A 16,213-nucleotide genomic window follows, 5' to 3' on the forward strand; every position below is an offset into this window, starting at 1 on the left:
GCTGGGGCGCTCGGGCGCCTGCCGCTGGCCAGGTGATAGGGATTACAGTACAACAAAAGTTCATATGATGCACTCTTGTTCTTGATACGAACAAATCATGGTGAATCAGCACGCATTACCGCTGGGGCAGGCGCGCGGCCAGCTCGGCAGCCGCCTCCTGCAGCAGCGGAACGTGAGCCACGAGGGCGTCCATGCTGAGCCGGAAGACGGGCACGGCGGTGGCCAGCGAGGCGAAGGCGACCCCCTGGGAGTTGAAAACCGGCACTGCCACGGCGCGCATGCCAAGCTCGTTTTCCTCGTCCATGACCGCGAAGCCCTGGCGCCTGACCTTGTCTATCTCGGCACGGAAGACACCACGGTCGGTGATGGAGACATTCGTCAGCGGATCCAGCGGCAGCTCCTCCAGGAGCCGCTCGCGATCTGCGTCCTCGGCGAAGGCCACGAGCGCCTTGCCCACCGACGTGGTGTGGAGGGCGCCGAGGAAGCCCGGATCGCTGGTCACGCGGAAAGTCTGCGGGCCGTCCACCTTGTTCACGGTGAGGTGGTGGATGCCATCCCGGACGGACAGGATGGTGGCCTCGCCCGTCTGTTCGGTGACGCGCCGCAAAATGGGAAGCGCGGTGCCGGCGAAGCCGTGGTGGTTGGACACCCGCTGGCCGAGCTGGAAGATCCGCAGGCCGAGGTGGTAGCGGCGGCCGTCCGGCTCGTAGTCCACGAAGCCGTCCCGCGTCAGGGAACCCAGCAGCCGGTAGGTGGTGCTGAACGGAAGGTCGGCCCGCCGGGAAAGCTCGGAGGCACTGGCGCCGCGCGGCTCGTCCCCCAGGAGGACCAGCAGGCCCAGGGCCTTGCCCACCATGTCCGTGCGGGAATCACCCTTTCCCGGCTTGGCGGGCTTGGCCTTCAGACCTCCCTCCGCCGCCGATGCTTCCTCGGGGAACCGGGCTTCGTCCGGGGCCTTGATTTCTTCCGGGGGCTGGATGCCGGCGTCATTGCCTGTGGCTTCTTTCACACTCATAACTCGATGTTGCCACAATGTGAGAGCAATTTCTAGATGGTGAATAAGTTTCTTGACAAGTGACTGCCCTCACAGTCATAGTTGCTGTATCGCACAAGTAGCTCTCACCATGTGGCTACTTAGTCCGGGTCTTTCCAAGGACCTCCAGCCGCCCCTTCCCCATCCAGGACGGCGGCTGCGACCCTCCTGATACATCCGCGACAATGTCGTCACACTGAAGGAACACCATGAGCCAGACACTCCCGTCCATGACGCCGGGCGCTGTTGCCCCGGCCGGGACCCCGAAGAAGGCAGCCCTTGCCAGCTTCCTCGGCAGCGCCGTCGAGTACTACGACTTCTTTATCTTTGGCTCGGCAGCCGCCCTGATCTTCCCCAAGGTCTTCTTCCCGGACGCCGACACGAACGCGGCCATCATGTCCTTTGCCACGTTCGGCTTTGCCTACGTGGCGCGCCCCGTGGGTGCCGTTATCCTGGGCCACTTCGGCGACCGGGTGGGCCGCCGCAAGGTCCTCATGTTCACCCTGCTCCTCATGGGCGCCTCCACCTTCGTGATCGGCTGCCTGCCGGACTTCAAGACCGTTGGCTGGTGGGCTCCGGTCCTCCTGGTGCTGGCGCGCCTCTGCCAGGGGCTTTCCGCCGCCGGCGAGCAGGCCGGAGCCTCCTCCATGACGCTCGAGCACGCCCCGGACGACCGCCGCTCCTTCTTCACCTCCTGGACCCTCACCGGCACCCAGGGCGGCCAAATCCTCGCGGCCCTCGTTTTCATCCCCGTCCTTGCCCTGCCTGACGAGATCAAGTACGGCATCGGCTGGCGCATTCCGTTCTGGCTCAGCGCCGTGGTGGTCATGGTTGCCTTCTTCATCCGCCGCACCCTGCACGAGCCGCCGGCCTTCGCGGAAGCCCAGAAGACCGCCCAGATCGCCAAGCTTCCCGTCGCCGACCTGCTCAAGAGCCACTGGCGCGACGTACTCCGCGTCATCTGCTGCGCGTTCATCGCCGCCGTCTCCACCGTGTTCGGCACCCTCGCCATCAGTTACGCCAAGACAGTTGCCGGCGTGGACGGCACCACCACCCTGTGGCTTGTGGTCGGCGCCAACCTCGTGGCCCTGGGCACGCAGCCGCTGTTCGGCAAGCTCGCAGACAGGATCGGCCGCAAGCCCGTCTTCATCTACGGCGCACTCTCCAGCGCTGTCCTCACCCCGGTCTTCCTGCTCAGCCTCGAATCCCACAGCGTCCCGCTGATGTTCCTGGCCGCCATCGGCTTCTTCTCGTGCGGCTATGCAGCCTCGAACGCCGTCTGGCCGTCCTTCTACGCTGAAATGTTCAGCACCAAGGTCCGCTTCTCCGGCCTCGCGATCGGCACCCAGCTCGGCTTCCTCATGGCAGGGTTCGCCCCCGCCATCGTGGCGGCCATGGGCGGCATCAAGCCCGGCGGCTGGGTCCAGATCAGCATCTTCACGGCCGTGATCTGCGTCGTTGCGGCCGTCTCGGCCCTGACGGCCAAGGAAACCTTCAAGGTTCCCACCAAGCAGCTCGGCCTCAAGTAACCCGACCGGCCCGGGTCCCTCCCGCCGTCGTGACCCCGTTTGCCCGCCAAACGCCTCACGCCACGGCGAGTCCCCTGCCTACTCGGCCTGTTCGGCTTCAAAGAAGGTCACGACGGCGGCCCTCCCCTCATGAGGGGAGGGCCGCCTTTTTCATGTGGCCAGCACCTCGGCGAGGTCGAACTTCACGGGCTCCTCGAGCTGCTCGTAGGTGCACGTCTCCGGGTCCCGGTCCGGGCGCCAGCGCACAAACTGCGCGGTATGGCGGAACCTTTCACCCTCCATGTGGTCGTACTTGACCTCCACCACGCGGTCGGGACGCAGCGGCGTGAAGGAAAGGTCTTTGCCTGCGCTCCAGCGGCTGCCCTCGGCCTTGCGCGGCGTGCGCGCGCCTTCCTCCTGTTTGGCCCAGGCCCACGGGTGTTCATCGAAGCTGGTGACCAGCGGCTGGAGTTCCTCGAAGAGCTCCCGGCGCCGCTGCATCGGGAAGGCGCCCACCACACCGACGCTGGCCAGTTCGCCGCCGGGCTTGTACAGGCCCAGGAGCAGCGAACCGATCGCGTCCGGCCCGCTCTTGTGCACCCGGTAGCCGGCCACCACGCAGTCGGCGGTGCGCTCGTGCTTGATCTTGAACATGACCCGCTTGTCCGGCTGGTACACGCCGTCGAGGGGCTTGGCGATGATTCCGTCCAGGCCTGCGCCTTCAAACTGGTGGAACCACTTCCCGGCGATCTCCCGGTCCTGCGTCGCGGCGGTCAGGTGGAGCGGTGGAGCGGCGCTGGCGAAGACCTGTTCCAAGGCTGCGCGCCGCTCGGTGAACGGCCGGCCGCTGAAGTCCTCATCCCCAAGGGCCAGAAGATCGAACGCCACAAACTTCACCGGTGTCTGTTCTGCAAGGAGCCTGACGCGGCTGGCCGCAGGATGGATCCGCTGCTGCAGGGCGTCGAAATCGAGCCGGTCCCCTGACGCGCCCACCAGCACGATTTCGCCGTCGAGCACGCACCGCGGGGGCAGGTTGGCCTTGAGCGCCTCCACGAGTTCGGGAAAGTAGCGCGTCATGGGTTTTTCGTTGCGGCTGCCGATCTCCACGTCGTCGCCGTCGCGGAAAACGATCGACCGGAAACCGTCCCACTTCGGCTCGTAGCTCATGGCGCCGTCCGGAATGGCGGCCACCGCCTTCGCGAGCATCGGAGCAATGGGGGGCATGACCGGCAGCTGCATACGCCCCATTCTTGCCCGGGGGCCGTCCCGGCGCCAGCCCCTGCGCCCGGCGATCCTCCGCCGCGGGCCTTTCCACACCCGGCCCTCGACACAGCCACCGGCCGCCGGTAGACATTAACGATGGCAGCCATCGGTTTTCACGCGTCGCATGAACAGATCAGCCCGGCACAGCTTCTGAAGGACGTCCAGCGTGCCGAGGAGGCAGGCTTCGACGCTGCCATGTGCTCGGACCACATCGAGCCATGGTCCGCACGGCAGGGGCATTCCGGCTTTGCGTGGTCCTGGCTGGGCGCCGCGCTGGCCACCACCGGACTGCGGTTCGGCGTGGTCAACGCGCCGGGCCAGCGGTACCACCCCGCCATCATCGCCCACGCCTCGGCAACGCTGGCGTCGATGTTCCCGGGCCGGTTCTGGATGGCGCTGGGCAGCGGGGAGAACATGAACGAGCACATCACGGGTGACCCGTGGCTGCAGAAGGACACCCGTCAGCGCCGGCTGGAGGAATGCGTGGACGTCATCCGCCGCCTGCACGACGGCGGGGAGGTCACGCACCACGGGCTGGTCACCGTGGAGCAGGCAAGGATCTGGGACGTTCCGGAGCCCAGGCCGCAGCTCATTGCCCCGGCCGTCAGCGTGGAGACGGCGCGCCGTTCGGCCGCCTGGGCTGACGGGCTGGTGACCGTGAACCAGCCCCACGGGAAGCTCAAGGAGATGCTCGCCGCCTACCGGGACAACGGCGGCCGCGGCAAGGCAGTCCTGCAGATCCACCTGTCCTGGGCGCCCGGGGAGCAGGACGCGGTGGCCCTTGCACTGGACCAGTGGCGGACCAACGTTTTCGCCCCGCCCATCCCCTGGGACCTGCCCACCGCTTCCCATTTCGACGGCGTCAGCGCAGATGTCGGGGAGGAACAGGTCCGGAAGGCGGTGAATATCTCGGCCAGCCTTGACCAGCACGCCCAGTGGCTCGGTGAGTACGCCGAGCTCGGCTTCGACGAGCTGTACCTGCACTTCGTGGGGCAGGATCAGGCCCCGTTCATCGATGCCTTCGCCGAAAAGGTGCTGCCCCAGCTGCGGACGGTGCCGGTCGCATGAGAATCGCTGAAACCTCGGACCTGTGGTGGAAGAACGCGGTGATCTACTGCCTCGACGTCGAGACATTTTTCGACGACGACGGCGACGGCACCGGTGATTTCGCCGGGCTCACCCAGCGCGTGGACTATCTAGCGGCGCTGGGCGTGAGCTGCATCTGGCTCATGCCGTTCTATCCCTCGCCTGACCGCGACGACGGCTACGACGTTACCGATTTCTTCAGCGTGGACAGCCGGCTGGGCACCATGGGTGACCTCGTGGAGTTCATCCGTACGGCCAAGGACCGCGGGATCAGGGTGATCGCGGATTTCGTGGTCAACCACACCTCGAACCAGCATCCGTGGTTCCAGGAGGCGCGGAAGTCCGTGGACAACCCGTACCGCGACTACTACGTGTGGCGGAAGGACACACCGCCGGACACGTCCTCGGAAGTGGTGTTCCCGGGCGAGCAGACTTCCATCTGGACCCAGGACGACGCCACCGGCGAGTGGTACCTGCACATGTTCGCGGAGCACCAGCCGGATCTGAACGTCACGAACCCCAACGTCAGGAACGAGATCGCCAAGGCCATGGGGGTGTGGCTGCAGCTCGGGTTGGACGGGTTCCGCCTAGATGCCGTGCCGTTTTTCCTGGAAACCCGCGGCGAGCCCAAGGACGAGGCGGCCAAGATCGACCCGCACGACTACCTCAGCGCCCTGCGCAGTTTCCTCAACCGCCGCAACGGCAGCGCGGTCCTGCTCGGCGAGGTGAACCTGCCGTACAAGGAGCAGCTGGAGTACTTCGGCGGCGCCGAGGGCAACGAGCTGAACATGCAGTTCGACTTCATGTCCATGCAGCACATGTATCTCTCGCTGGCCAGGCGGGACGCACGACCGCTCGCGGAGACGCTGAAGAGCCGCCCGCAATTGCACCCTGACAACCACTGGGCCATGTTCGTCCGCAACCATGACGAGCTCACGCTGGACAAGCTCAGCGACGGCGAGCGCGAGGAGGTTTTTGCCGCGTTCGGCCCGGAGAAGACCATGCAGGTCTACGGCCGGGGCCTCCGGCGCAGGCTGCCGCCGATGCTTGACGGCGATACCGGCAGGATCAAAATGGTCTATTCGCTGATGTTCTCCCTGCCCGGCACTCCCGTGCTGTACTACGGCGAGGAAATCGGGATGGGCGAGGACCTGCGTCAGAAGAGCCGGGCCGCCGTCCGCACGCCCATGCAGTGGAACAGCGAAAAGAACGGCGGCTTCTCCGAAGCCCGGGCATCGCAGCTGGTGGCGCCGCTGGTGCGTGGAGACTTCGGCCCGGACAAGGTCAATGCGGCGCAGGCCAAGCGGGATCCGGAGTCGCTGTGGAACTTCATCGCCACACTGATCCAGCGCTACCGCGAATCCCCGGAGCTGGGCTGGGGCGACTTCGCCGTCATCGACCAGCCCGAGCCGGCGGTCTTTGCCCACTCCTGCAGCTCGGCAGGAGCAACGCTGGTGCTGCTGCACAACTTTGGCCAGGACACGGTGAAGGTCAGCGGCACAGTGGGGCCGAAGGAGGCGCCCCGGGCGGCCTTCAGGGGCGCCGTCCTGCTGGACCTGTTCGACGGCGGCAACGTTCCGTTGGAGCCCGACGGCGGGTTCACCGTGGAGCTGGGACGCTACGGCTACCGTTGGTTCCGCGTCCACCGGCCTGGCGACCGCCTGGCGCCGTGAAACCCCCTGGCCCCCTGCGGGCGCGTGTCCCCATGGGAGCGCCGCCCCGGGTCGTGGCCCCGCGGCGCCCCTACAGCCCCCGGCGGAACACCTTCACTGCCCAGGGACGCAGCCCAAGGCCGGGCTCGGCCGGGTAGTTGCCGAGCACCTGTCCGGCATCTTCCCAGGAGCCGTCGATGTCGGCGCGCTGTTCCGTTCCGGAGAAGTTGCCAAGCACCAGCATCTCGGCGTCCGGCAGCGAGCGCCGGAATGCATAGACGTGCTCGTCGTCGGGCAGCAGCATGGTGAAGTCGCCGTAGGCCACCACGGGGTCCGCATGGCGCAGCGCGATGACCTTCCGGTAAAAGCTGAAGACCGACTCGGGGTCATCCACCTGGGCAGCGGCGTTGATGGAGTTGGCGTTCGGGTTCACCGCGATCCACGGGGCGCCGGTGGTGAAGCCGGCGTGCCGGCTGGCATCCCATTGCACCGGCGTGCGGGCGTTGTCCCGGTTCAGGGGCGCCAGAGCGGCGAGGACCTCGGCATCGGTGTGCCCGAGGTGGGTTGTTGCCTCCCGGTGGTGGTTCAGGACCTCGATGTCGCGGTAGTCGCTGATCGCGCCGAACGACATGTTCGTCATGCCCAGCTCCTCGCCCTGGTACACATACGGGGTGCCGCGGTGCAGATGGAGGATGGCGGCGAGCATCTTGGCGGAGAGCTCCCGGTACTGGCCGTCGTCACCGAAGCGGGATACGGCGCGGGCCTGGTCATGGTTGCCCCAGTAGAGGCTGTTCCAGCCGCGCTCCCCGAGTCCTTCCTGCCAGCGGCCCAGTGACTTCTTCAGGTCGGTGAGCAAGAGCTTCTTCGGACGCCATTTATTGCCGCCCTCCTGGTCCAGGGCCACGTGTTCGAATTGGAACACCATGTCCACTTCCTGGCGTCCGGGGTCAGTGAAGAGCGCGGCGTCCTCCACCGTCACTCCGGGCATCTCGCCCACAGTGAGCAGTTCCTTGTCCCGCCCGGCGAACACTTCCTGGTGCATTTCCTGCAGGAACTCGTGGATCCGCGGGCCACAGATAAAGTGCGGGCCGCCGTCGCCGTACAGCATGCCTTCAGCAATCGGTCCGTCCGGCAGCGACTGCTCCTTGGAAATGAAGTTGATGACGTCCATCCGGAATCCGTCCACGCCACGGTCCAGCCACCAGTTCATCATGTCGTAGATGGCGGCCCGCACTTCCGGGTTTTCCCAGTTCAGGTCCGGCTGCTTCCGGGAGAACAGGTGGAGGTAACACTCTCCGGTGGCGGCGTCGTACTCCCAGGCGGGGCCGGAAAACGCGGAGCCCCAGTTGTTGGGTTCCGCCCAGGCGGCCCCAGGCTCAGCACCGGACCGCGGCGGCCGCCACCAGTACCAGTCGCGTTTCGGGTTGTCCTTGCTCGAGCGCGACTCCACGAACCACGGGTGTTCGTCCGAGGTGTGGTTGACCACGAGGTCCATCACGAGCTTCATGCCGCGGGCATGGAGTCCTTCGAGCAGCTCATCCAGCGTTTCCAGGTCTCCGAAGATGGGATCGATGTCGCGGTAGTCGCTGATGTCGTAGCCGTTGTCGTCCTGCGGTGAGCGGTACACGGGGGAAAGCCAGACGACGTCGACGCCCAGCGTCTGCAAATAGTCGAGCCTGCCGATGATCCCGCGGAGGTCCCCCACCCCGTCGCCGTCAGAATCGGCGAAGCTGCGCGGATAGATCTGATAGACCACTGCACTCTTGAACCACTCACGGCCTGCTCTGAAGGCCGCTTCTGCCTCGGTTTCCTGGATCGTCATTGCTGGTCCCTCCTGGTCGGCGGCGTGACGGATGCAAGCCCACTGAAAGTCTGCTGGCTCTGCTTTCGGCGGTCAATGGCATGCTGAAACCGGACCGGCGCGGGAAACTAACCGCGTGCTAACGGGCAGGAAACGCAGGCGCAACAATCCCCCGCCACACTGGAAGTGCCGGCAATAGCAGGCACCAGCTCCAGCTCGGGAGGCCACGCCATGTTGAAGGAAGCCAAAGCCCACATAACCCGCGTCCGCGCCTTGGACCAGCTCCACCGCGGGGACGAGATCGAAGCCCGCCTCTCGGTGGGTCCCAGTTACGACGACGTCGTCATCCGCCGCGGCAGCGTCCAGGAGACGGCGCCCGGGATCGGCGTCGTGTGGATCATGGACCATCACACCGGGATGCGCCGGGCCATCAATACGGATGAGTGCAGCGTTTGGCGCGTCGCCTGAGCCAGCTATCCCCCGGCCACGGACTGAATGATCAGCACTTCCTGGCCGGCAGCGACTTCCGTATCCAGGCCCTGGAGACGCCGGACCTCGTAGCCGTTCACGTAAATATTCACGTAGCGGCGGAGTGCACCGGTTTCGTCCCGCAGCCTCCTGGCAAGCACCGGGTAGTCCCCGGTCACGGAATCCAGCACCCGGCCCACAGTCACCGTCCCGTCGGCGGGCGCAGTCAGCAAGGACTGCCCGCCGGTGAGCGGCTGAAGGACGCTGGGAAGCACCACGCTGATCTCACCCACAACGGATCCTCATGCGGAGGCCGGCGCGGGAACCGTGGCATCCGCCACGACGGCAGCGCGGACGCACAGGACGTCCGGCAGGTGGGACGCAACCTCCGCGAAGGTTTCGCCCTCGTCTGCGCTGGCGTACACCGAGCCTCCGCGCGTTCCGAAGTACACCCCGGCAGGTTCGGCGGAATCCACGGCCGCGGCGTCACGGAGCACGGCGTTGTATTCGGACTGCGGCAGTCCCGCATCCAGCCGCTTCCAGGTGTCGCCGGCGTCGTCGGTGCGGTGCACGGCGAGCTTCCCCTCGGGCGGGATCCTTTCGCCGTCGGCCTTGAGCGGAACCACCCAGGCCGTGCCCGCCCTCCGCGGGTGCGTCAGCATCACGAAACCGAAATCGGCGGGCAGCCCCTCCGCGATTGATTGCCAGCTCTCGGCATTGTCGTCACTGCGGTACACGCCGTGGTGATTTTGCGCGTAAAGACGGCCTTCGACGGCGGCATCCGCTGCAATCTTGTGGACACACTGGCCGAACTCCGGGTTGGGGTCCGGCATGAAGTAGGCCGAAATTCCCTTGTTCCGGGGCTCCCAGGACGTCCCGCCGTCGAGCGAGCGGTAAACGCCGCCCGTGCTCATGGCGATGTGCACGTTGTCCCCGGACGGGTTGACGACGATCGAGTGGGCGGCGGCGCCGCCATAGCCGGCGCCCCATTCGCTGCGGTGGGGGTGGTCCCACAGTCCGCGGTTCAGCTCAAAGTGTTCGCCGCCGTCGGTGGACTTCCAGACCGAAATCGGCTCGGCGCCGGCCCACACCACGCCGGGCCGCGACTCGGCGTCGGGGTGGATCTGCCAAATGCGTTCGACGGCGGCGTCGGTGCCGTCGGGGAACTGGATGGCACCCTGTTCGGGCTCGGTCCAGGTGGCGCCGAGATCATCCGAGTGGGCCACGGTGGGGCCCCAGTGTTCAGACCGCACGCCCACCATGATGCGGGTGCGGCCGTCCCGCGTGTCGATTCCGATGCTCGGTATCTCGCTCATCAGGAAGTGCGGGCCGGAGAGGGACCATTGCTTCCGGTCCTGGCTGGTCGCCAGCCAGAGTCCTTTTTTGGTCCCGATCGCTAAGAGGTAAGTCTCTGGGGTAGCCATGAACCCCATGCAACCACTCCGGCAGAGAGGCCGCAATGGTTTTCCAGGCAATCAGAAGGAACCGCGCCTCAGCGCTTGGTTGCGGTCCGCGTCCTGGCAGCCGCCCGCAACTGGCCGCGCCGGTGCTTGCGCCACCACCGCCGCACCAGGTCGAAGGCGGCCAAAAGTCCGGCGAGGGGCGACAGGACGGCCAGGGCGTAGACGAAGAGCAGCCATGTCAGCGTTGCCAGGGGAGGCTGATTCTTGCTCAAGAGCGACAGCCCGCCAAAGAGGCCGGCAGTCCAAAAGAGCACCACGAACACCAGCACGGCAGCCGCGGGAAAGTACTCATTCCGCACGATTCTCATCAGGGTCCCCATGCCTGCTCCTCCTACCGTCCCCGCACAATTGGCCTGTCCGTTCCAGTATGCGGCGCCCGGACCGGACTTCCCGCGCGCCACGGGCCGATGTGATCAAACCGACCCCTGCCGGGCCGGCCCGACCTGCGTCAGGGGGTCCTTGGCGTGACCCGAACGCCGGCGACTGCCCCTGAGACGTTGCCGGACGGGAGCCGTGCGAGCCTGGCAAGGAGGGGCCCGCGCTGAAGCTCGATGACTCGCGTGCTCACCGCGGCACAAAACGTGACATGCATCGAGCGTGCACAGGAGGTGGATCACGGACGTGGGACGCCTGCATCAATGTTCTGCATCAAAGTTCGGTGCGGAGCACGCCTAGCGGTTCATTCTGCGTTCGAAGCGGGCGCGAGCGAGGTCGTAGGCCTGGCGGAGCAGCGTCCGGGCGGTCTGGGCTGTCGATGGTCCCGGATTGACTATGGCCAGCCACCCCAGGGATCCGTAGACAGGATGAGCAATTACACGGTCAGCGACGCTTGGATCAACGTCGTCGGCCGGCTCCCCTGGTTGGTGGCCGGTCCACTCAACGAAAGCGGCCCTGCCGGCGGCAATATTTACGCGGAAGAATCCTGACCGGTCAAGGCGCGACTGCTCGTCTTCGGGGTAGTTCTTTGTCACGATGGTCGCAAAAGGTTGAGTTGCTTGGGGCATGATGCCGTCGGGGGCGTAGTAGAAGAATGTGTCACCCCAGGCAAGTTCTGGCGAGCCATCTCCTTGGCCGGCAGTGACGGCCAATGCGCCGTCGAAGCTTTTCACCAAAGCAATAATTTCATCGATGGTCATGCCTCAAGCATTTCATTTAATTGGTCATCCCCGAACCGCCGAGTGGTGTCATGATGGGCGCATGAGCCAAGTGACGTGCGATCTCACCATCTCCCTCGACGGATTCGCCGCCGGCCCGAACCAAAGCCTGGCGGATCCCCTGGGCGAGGGCGGAGAGCTCCTGCACCGGTGGCAGTTCGAAGAACCCGAGCCCAACGCAGCCGCGCTCGACGGCATCCTCGCGGCCGGCGCCTACATTATGGGACGGAACATGTTCGCAGGGCGCGGGGCGTGGGATGAGGAATGGCGGGGCTGGTGGGGTGAGGAACCGCCCTATCACGCACCCGTGTTCGTTCTCAGCCATCATCGACGCGAGCCTCTGGAGATGCAGGGCGGCACCACGTTCAACTTCGTGACTGATGGGATCGAATCCGCGCTGGCCCAGGCGCGCAAGGCCGCTGGCGGCAAGGACGTGGCCGTTGCCGGAGGAGCGCAGACCGTCCGCCAATTCCTTTCGGCGGGGCTGATCGACGAGCTGCGGCTCCACATCGCGCCCATCGTCCTGGGAGCGGGCGAGCGGCTGCTGGACGGCGTCGAGAATCTCAAGCTTGAGCCGACGGAAGTGAGCGGTACTCGCCTCGTCACCCACGTGCGCTACCGGGTAATCCGCTGAAAAGCTGACGAAACTCCGGAGTAGCTTGCTGACCGGCCTGTCACGGGGCTCTGCACGGTACGCACGTACACGTTCTGCCGTCCGGGCGGCACGCCGTCGCGTTAGCATTGGTCCCGACACGTCTGACCAGGAGGATGCATGCCGTACACCGTTGACTTCGAGAACGTTTCTACTGTCGGCTTGGAATCGTCTCCGGTCGCCGAGGCCCTCGCCGGGTTGCGCGCCAACGAGGCGCGCTATTACCGGAACAAGTACGACCATGCCTTCACCGTGAGCCCTGCAAGCGAGGTTCCAGAGGTGGTCGACCGGGTGAGCCGGATCCTCCGGGACGAGCGCGACATCGTCATCGGATCCCGGCCGCTGGAAGCGACCGCCTTCGAAGTCGACGGTTTGCGGATGGCCTACGTTTTCTACGAGTCGGGGCTGTCGATCAACGTCATGTACAGCATCGAGGACGGCGGGAAGCGGGCGGTCGGGTTCAAGCTTGCCGAAGGCATGGAAATTCCGGAGGAGTTGGCGCCGCGCTTCAAGTTCGCCCGCCAAAAATCGAAGCTGGCTGGCGTTATTCGCGGCTCCTACTTCGTGATCAAGGGCGAGTACTGACCGGGGGATGGCCCCATGTCCGGATTGTCGAGCATCAAGCGCATGCCCCGGGTCATGCGGCGCTGTTCATTGAGGAGCGCGGGCTTTATCGTCGCCGGCGACATGCTTTCTGATGTCTTGATTCCGATGCTCGACTTGAACGATACCGCAGACCCGATGGAGGACTACCTCGCCGCGCTGCGGCTGCTCGAGGGCGTGGTGGGCGACGTCGATGTCCTCGTCCCCGGCCACGGGTCCATCGGCGGAGCTGATCAGGTACGCGCACGGATCGACCAGGATCGGGCGTACGTGCACGCCCTGCGTGACGCCCATGGTGCCAGCGATCCGCGGGTCGGGCCGTCGGCCATGCCGGGCTGGGACTGGGTGGGCGGCGTGCACGCACGGCAACTCCAGCAGCTCGCCCCACGAAACCAGCGCGACGGAACGCCCGGCTAGCGATCGCGTACCGGGCACTGTGGGCTGTCTCCGCGCAACCCGCGACTGGACGAACTGCTTCGAGCCTGCCCGGAGCCAATTCGTCAAAGTATGCAAACTGTCCGACCCCGGGGCTACACTAAAGTATCGAACATATATTCGAATAAAGGTGTGTTGTGGGCGTTCTTATTGGCCCCCGCGTGATAGACGCGGGGCTTTCCCTGAGCCTGGCGCTGGTGTCGCCGGTGGCGGTCGCCGCGGGCTACCCCTCCCCTGCGCAGGACTACTTTGACGGCCGGATCGACCTCAACGAGCACCTCATCAAGGACATCACCAGCACCTATGTAGTGCGGGTCTCCGGCGACTCGATGGAACAGGCGGGCATCAGCGATGGCGACGAACTGATCGTCAACCGTGCGCTGGAGCCGCGGGACGGCTCCGTGGTGGTGGCAGTCCTGGACGGCGAGCTCACCATCAAACGCCTGAGGATCACGCCAACGGGGGTGGTTCTGCAGGCGGCCAATCCGAACTATGCGGACATCCGCGTTCCCGCCCTGGCCGAGCTGACGATCTGGGGCGTGGCCACCCGGTGCCTCCATCATGTCTGAACACCGGCCCCAGGTCGCACTGGTGGACGTGAACTGCTTCTACGCCAGCGCAGAGCGGGCCTTCGATCCGTCCCTGGAGGGCAAGCCGCTGGTTGTGCTCTCCAACAATGACGGCTGTGCCGTAACGCGCAGCCCGGAAGCCAAGGCACTTGGCATCGGGGTGGGGGAGCCCTGGTTCAAGCTCGCGCCGCGGGCCAAGGAGTGGGGCCTCGTAGCCCGATCAAGCAACTACGAGCTGTACGGGGACATCAGTGCGCGGGTCATGGAACTCCTCGGGCGCTATTCGGCATGGCTGGAGGTCTATAGCATCGACGAGGCATTCCTTGGCGTGAAGGGCAGTCCGGACGAACTGCTGCGGCTTGGGCGGACCATGAGGGCTGCCGTGCAGCGCAACGTGGGCGTGCCGGTCTGCGTGGGCATAGCGGCCACGAAGACCCTCGCGAAGCTGGCCAACAAATGGGCCAAGAACAATCCGACTTTCGGCGGCGTGTGCAGGTGGGAATCGAGGCCGGCCGCAGAGCGCCAGGCGCTCATGGGGCGCCTGTCCGTCGTCGAAATCTGGGGCGTTGCCGCCAGGCTCACCAGGCGCCTGAACGCCATCGGCATCCACTCAATCCTTGACCTCAGCCGCGCAGACCCCGTGATGATCAGGGACCGGTTCTCCGTGGTCATGATGCGGACCGTGCTCGAACTGCAGGGAACACCCTGCATCCCACTTGAGGAAGAACGGATCGGGCGGGATCAGCTGATCTTTTCCCGCTCCTTTTCCACGCCCATTACAACGTCCGCTGAGCTGCGCCAGGTCCTGAGCGTCTACGCACAACAGGCAAGCGCACGGCTGGCCCGGCATGGGCTGCAGGCCAAGATCCTCACCGCATTCGCGGGCACATCAGAGTACAACCCGCAGGATAAGTCCTTTCCGTCCGTGTGCATTCGGCTGCCGATGCCCACCGCCGACCCTGTGCTCCTGACCCGGGCAGCGCACGGGCTCCTGCCCGCCATCCAGGACGGCAGCAAGTATGTCCGCGCCGGGATCATGGTCACCGACCTTCGGCCAACCGGAATCCAGAAGCCCCTGGAACTGTTCGAGAACCTTCACGAGGAGCGCAACATCGGCCCACTCGTGGAGGAAATCAGCCGCAGGTACGGCAGGGGCGCAATCGGACTCGGGTTCGCCGGGCTGCGCAGCGGCGTCGATTGGAGCATGAAGCGCGACATGCGATCACCCCGCTACACGACGCACTGGGATGAGCTGCCGGTTGTCAGGGCAGCCTGATGGGCTCTGAGGTTGCCCTCAGTCCACGAATTCAGATTGGGTCTCGATGAAATCCCACTCGGCTTCAGTCAGGATGCTCTGCGGGGTGTCCGGATGAGGGCCCCCGGCTTCTGCGATTCCCTGCACAACAAAGAGCGGAAGTTCCTCGGCCCTGAGGTTTTCCCGGAGCCACTCCTTGCTTTTCAGGTCCAGATCAAGCCACCACATGTAAATCTGCATGTCCCGCCGCCTCTCTACGACTCAACGCTATGCGTGCTGCACCCCGGACACAAGGGACAAAACGGTGGCCTCGCCGCCCCGGTTTACGGGATCCGCCACGCGGCCGCCGGCACGCAAACGCCCAGTTCAAAGCCTAGTTATTCCCTGTGCCGGGGAACACAATGGAGTATGTCCCCAGAGCGCTTCAGCGGCCCGCCTCCCCTGCTCGTCGGCGTAATGCCGGGCCAGCATCCCGAAGTCCTCAAGACGGCAGCCACGCTGGCCCAACAACTCGCTGCGCCGCTCCTGTGCGCCTACGTGGACGAGGCAAGCTACCTCGTGGAATGGGATCCGGCGCGCTCTGCCCACCGCCTTTCGCTGCATCCGGACAAGGACGATGAGGACATCCGATCCGTGACGGAGGGCCTCAAATCCGTCATCGGCTCCGCAGTCCGGCCCGGGCCGCCCACGGAGTGGACGCTGCGCACACTTGCCGGCGATCCCGCGCGGGCGCTTGGAAGACTCGCGGCCGAGGTCAACGCACCGATGATTATTGTGGGCACGGCCGAGCGCGGCTGGGCGCACCGGATCACGGAGGCGCTTAATGGGTCCGTGGGTGACTGGCTCAGCCACCACCAAAACCGGCCCGTCCTGGTGGTGCCCTTCCGGAGACCCGCCCATGAAGACGGTTCCGACTAGAGTTGCGGCGCTCAGAAGCCGCGTAATTCCCGGTGCTGTTGTGGCAAAATCCACCCCCTGAAAAGTAAAGCGAAAGTAGTTATTCGAGGTAGTGGCGAACTTCATTACCGGCAAGTAAGCTGGTGTTCGCAGGTTGATTTAGCGTCTGCCCAAAAAGCTGCTCCGGAGTGCGTATCCCCCAATAACGCACTCCGGAGCTTTTTTGGGGTTATAGGACAAAACGTGTGTAATTCCCGGGTGTGTCATGTGCGTCCTGCCCATCCGGTGCGGTGCCAGAGGCCTTCTTCAGGGCTGAGTCCGGTGCTGTAGAGCTCGGGGCCGGGGTCCCGTTCTGTCGGGGCGCTGGCTTTGGT

General features: G+C 65.5%; 18 protein-coding genes. 10 read left to right on the plus strand and 8 right to left on the minus strand.

All coding sequences use genetic code 11. From position 1 onward, the window contains the following. Positions 1 to 115: 115 nt before the first annotated feature. Positions 116 to 1,015 (minus strand): IclR family transcriptional regulator, encoded by a 900-nt coding sequence (locus AC1DDG_RS19905; protein WP_476877425.1) that lies wholly within the window; start codon positions 1,013 to 1,015, stop codon positions 116 to 118. Between the two features lie 227 nt (positions 1,016 to 1,242). On the opposite strand from AC1DDG_RS19905, the gene AC1DDG_RS19910 reads away from it, so the two are divergent. Then, positions 1,243 to 2,562: an MFS transporter gene (locus tag AC1DDG_RS19910; protein ID WP_476877426.1), complete on the plus strand. Its 1,320-nt coding sequence runs from the start codon at positions 1,243 to 1,245 to the stop codon at positions 2,560 to 2,562. 150 nt (positions 2,563 to 2,712) lie between these two features. On the opposite strand, the gene AC1DDG_RS19915 is transcribed toward AC1DDG_RS19910, so the two are convergent. Next, positions 2,713 to 3,780: an ATP-dependent DNA ligase gene (locus AC1DDG_RS19915; protein WP_476877427.1), complete on the minus strand. Its 1,068-nt coding sequence runs from the start codon at positions 3,778 to 3,780 to the stop codon at positions 2,713 to 2,715. Positions 3,781 to 3,900: 120 nt separating this feature from the next. Here AC1DDG_RS19915 and AC1DDG_RS19920 point away from each other — a divergent pair, with 120 nt between their 5' ends. Both AC1DDG_RS19920 and AC1DDG_RS19925 read left to right on the plus strand, forming a co-directional pair. Then, on the plus strand, positions 3,901 to 4,872 hold the full coding sequence (locus AC1DDG_RS19920; RefSeq protein ID WP_476877428.1) for a TIGR03885 family FMN-dependent LLM class oxidoreductase: 972 nt from the start codon (positions 3,901 to 3,903) through the stop codon (positions 4,870 to 4,872). Then, positions 4,869 to 6,563 carry an alpha-amylase family protein gene (locus AC1DDG_RS19925; protein ID WP_476877429.1) on the plus strand — a complete coding sequence of 565 codons (1,695 nt, stop codon included), beginning with the start codon at positions 4,869 to 4,871 and terminating at the stop codon, positions 6,561 to 6,563. Before AC1DDG_RS19920 ends, AC1DDG_RS19925 begins: the two co-directional genes overlap by 4 nt. A 70-nt stretch (positions 6,564 to 6,633) precedes the next feature. Here the strand turns inward: AC1DDG_RS19925 and AC1DDG_RS19930 are convergent, their stop codons facing one another. Then, positions 6,634 to 8,364: a glycoside hydrolase family 13 protein gene (locus AC1DDG_RS19930; protein WP_476877430.1), complete on the minus strand. Its 1,731-nt coding sequence runs from the start codon at positions 8,362 to 8,364 to the stop codon at positions 6,634 to 6,636. Positions 8,365 to 8,574: 210 nt separating this feature from the next. Between AC1DDG_RS19930 and AC1DDG_RS19935 the strand changes: the two genes are divergently transcribed. Then, positions 8,575 to 8,811 carry a hypothetical protein gene (locus AC1DDG_RS19935; RefSeq protein ID WP_230120026.1) on the plus strand — a complete coding sequence of 79 codons (237 nt, stop codon included), beginning with the start codon at positions 8,575 to 8,577 and terminating at the stop codon, positions 8,809 to 8,811. A gap of 5 nt (positions 8,812 to 8,816) precedes the next feature. Here the strand turns inward: AC1DDG_RS19935 and AC1DDG_RS19940 are convergent, their stop codons facing one another. The 4 genes from AC1DDG_RS19940 to AC1DDG_RS19955 all read right to left on the minus strand — a co-directional run bounded on the left by AC1DDG_RS19940 (position 8,817) and on the right by AC1DDG_RS19955 (position 11,410). Then, entirely contained in the window at positions 8,817 to 9,104 is a 288-nt protein-coding gene (locus tag AC1DDG_RS19940; RefSeq protein ID WP_476877431.1) for a MoaD/ThiS family protein, read from the minus strand. 9 nt (positions 9,105 to 9,113) lie between these two features. Further along, a complete protein-coding gene (locus tag AC1DDG_RS19945; protein WP_476877432.1) occupies positions 9,114 to 10,244 on the minus strand; it encodes a WD40/YVTN/BNR-like repeat-containing protein in 1,131 nt (376 codons plus the stop codon). A 59-nt stretch (positions 10,245 to 10,303) separates the two neighbouring features. Beyond that, positions 10,304 to 10,594, minus strand: a complete 291-nt coding sequence (locus AC1DDG_RS19950) for a hypothetical protein (protein WP_230120029.1) — start codon at positions 10,592 to 10,594, stop codon at positions 10,304 to 10,306. A gap of 351 nt (positions 10,595 to 10,945) precedes the next feature. Continuing rightward, positions 10,946 to 11,410 (minus strand): DUF6194 family protein, encoded by a 465-nt coding sequence (locus AC1DDG_RS19955; protein WP_476877433.1) that lies wholly within the window; start codon positions 11,408 to 11,410, stop codon positions 10,946 to 10,948. Positions 11,411 to 11,471: 61 nt separating this feature from the next. Between AC1DDG_RS19955 and AC1DDG_RS19960 the strand changes: the two genes are divergently transcribed. From AC1DDG_RS19960 to AC1DDG_RS19980, 5 genes are all read left to right on the plus strand, one after another. Further along, a complete protein-coding gene (locus AC1DDG_RS19960; RefSeq protein WP_476877434.1) occupies positions 11,472 to 12,062 on the plus strand; it encodes a dihydrofolate reductase family protein in 591 nt (196 codons plus the stop codon). Between the two features lie 138 nt (positions 12,063 to 12,200). Then, on the plus strand, positions 12,201 to 12,665 hold the full coding sequence (locus tag AC1DDG_RS19965) for a phage tail protein (RefSeq protein ID WP_230120032.1): 465 nt from the start codon (positions 12,201 to 12,203) through the stop codon (positions 12,663 to 12,665). A gap of 102 nt (positions 12,666 to 12,767) precedes the next feature. Continuing rightward, positions 12,768 to 13,100: a hypothetical protein gene (locus tag AC1DDG_RS19970; RefSeq protein WP_476877435.1), complete on the plus strand. Its 333-nt coding sequence runs from the start codon at positions 12,768 to 12,770 to the stop codon at positions 13,098 to 13,100. A 155-nt stretch (positions 13,101 to 13,255) separates the two neighbouring features. After that, positions 13,256 to 13,687: a LexA family protein gene (locus AC1DDG_RS19975; RefSeq protein ID WP_476877436.1), complete on the plus strand. Its 432-nt coding sequence runs from the start codon at positions 13,256 to 13,258 to the stop codon at positions 13,685 to 13,687. Beyond that, the gene (locus AC1DDG_RS19980) at positions 13,680 to 14,963 is read left to right on the plus strand and encodes a Y-family DNA polymerase (protein ID WP_476877437.1); all 1,284 of its coding nucleotides are present in this window, start codon (positions 13,680 to 13,682) and stop codon (positions 14,961 to 14,963) included. The genes AC1DDG_RS19975 and AC1DDG_RS19980 overlap by 8 nt, the downstream gene beginning before the upstream one ends. Positions 14,964 to 14,981: 18 nt before the next feature. On the opposite strand, the gene AC1DDG_RS19985 is transcribed toward AC1DDG_RS19980, so the two are convergent. Next, positions 14,982 to 15,182, minus strand: a complete 201-nt coding sequence (locus tag AC1DDG_RS19985; protein WP_230121448.1) for a hypothetical protein — start codon at positions 15,180 to 15,182, stop codon at positions 14,982 to 14,984. A gap of 168 nt (positions 15,183 to 15,350) precedes the next feature. Between AC1DDG_RS19985 and AC1DDG_RS19990 the strand changes: the two genes are divergently transcribed. Continuing rightward, the gene (locus AC1DDG_RS19990) at positions 15,351 to 15,860 is read left to right on the plus strand and encodes a universal stress protein (RefSeq protein WP_230121449.1); all 510 of its coding nucleotides are present in this window, start codon (positions 15,351 to 15,353) and stop codon (positions 15,858 to 15,860) included. Positions 15,861 to 16,213: the final 353 nt, after the last annotated feature.

It is taken from the genome of Arthrobacter sp. 10L430 (assembly GCF_056395245.1).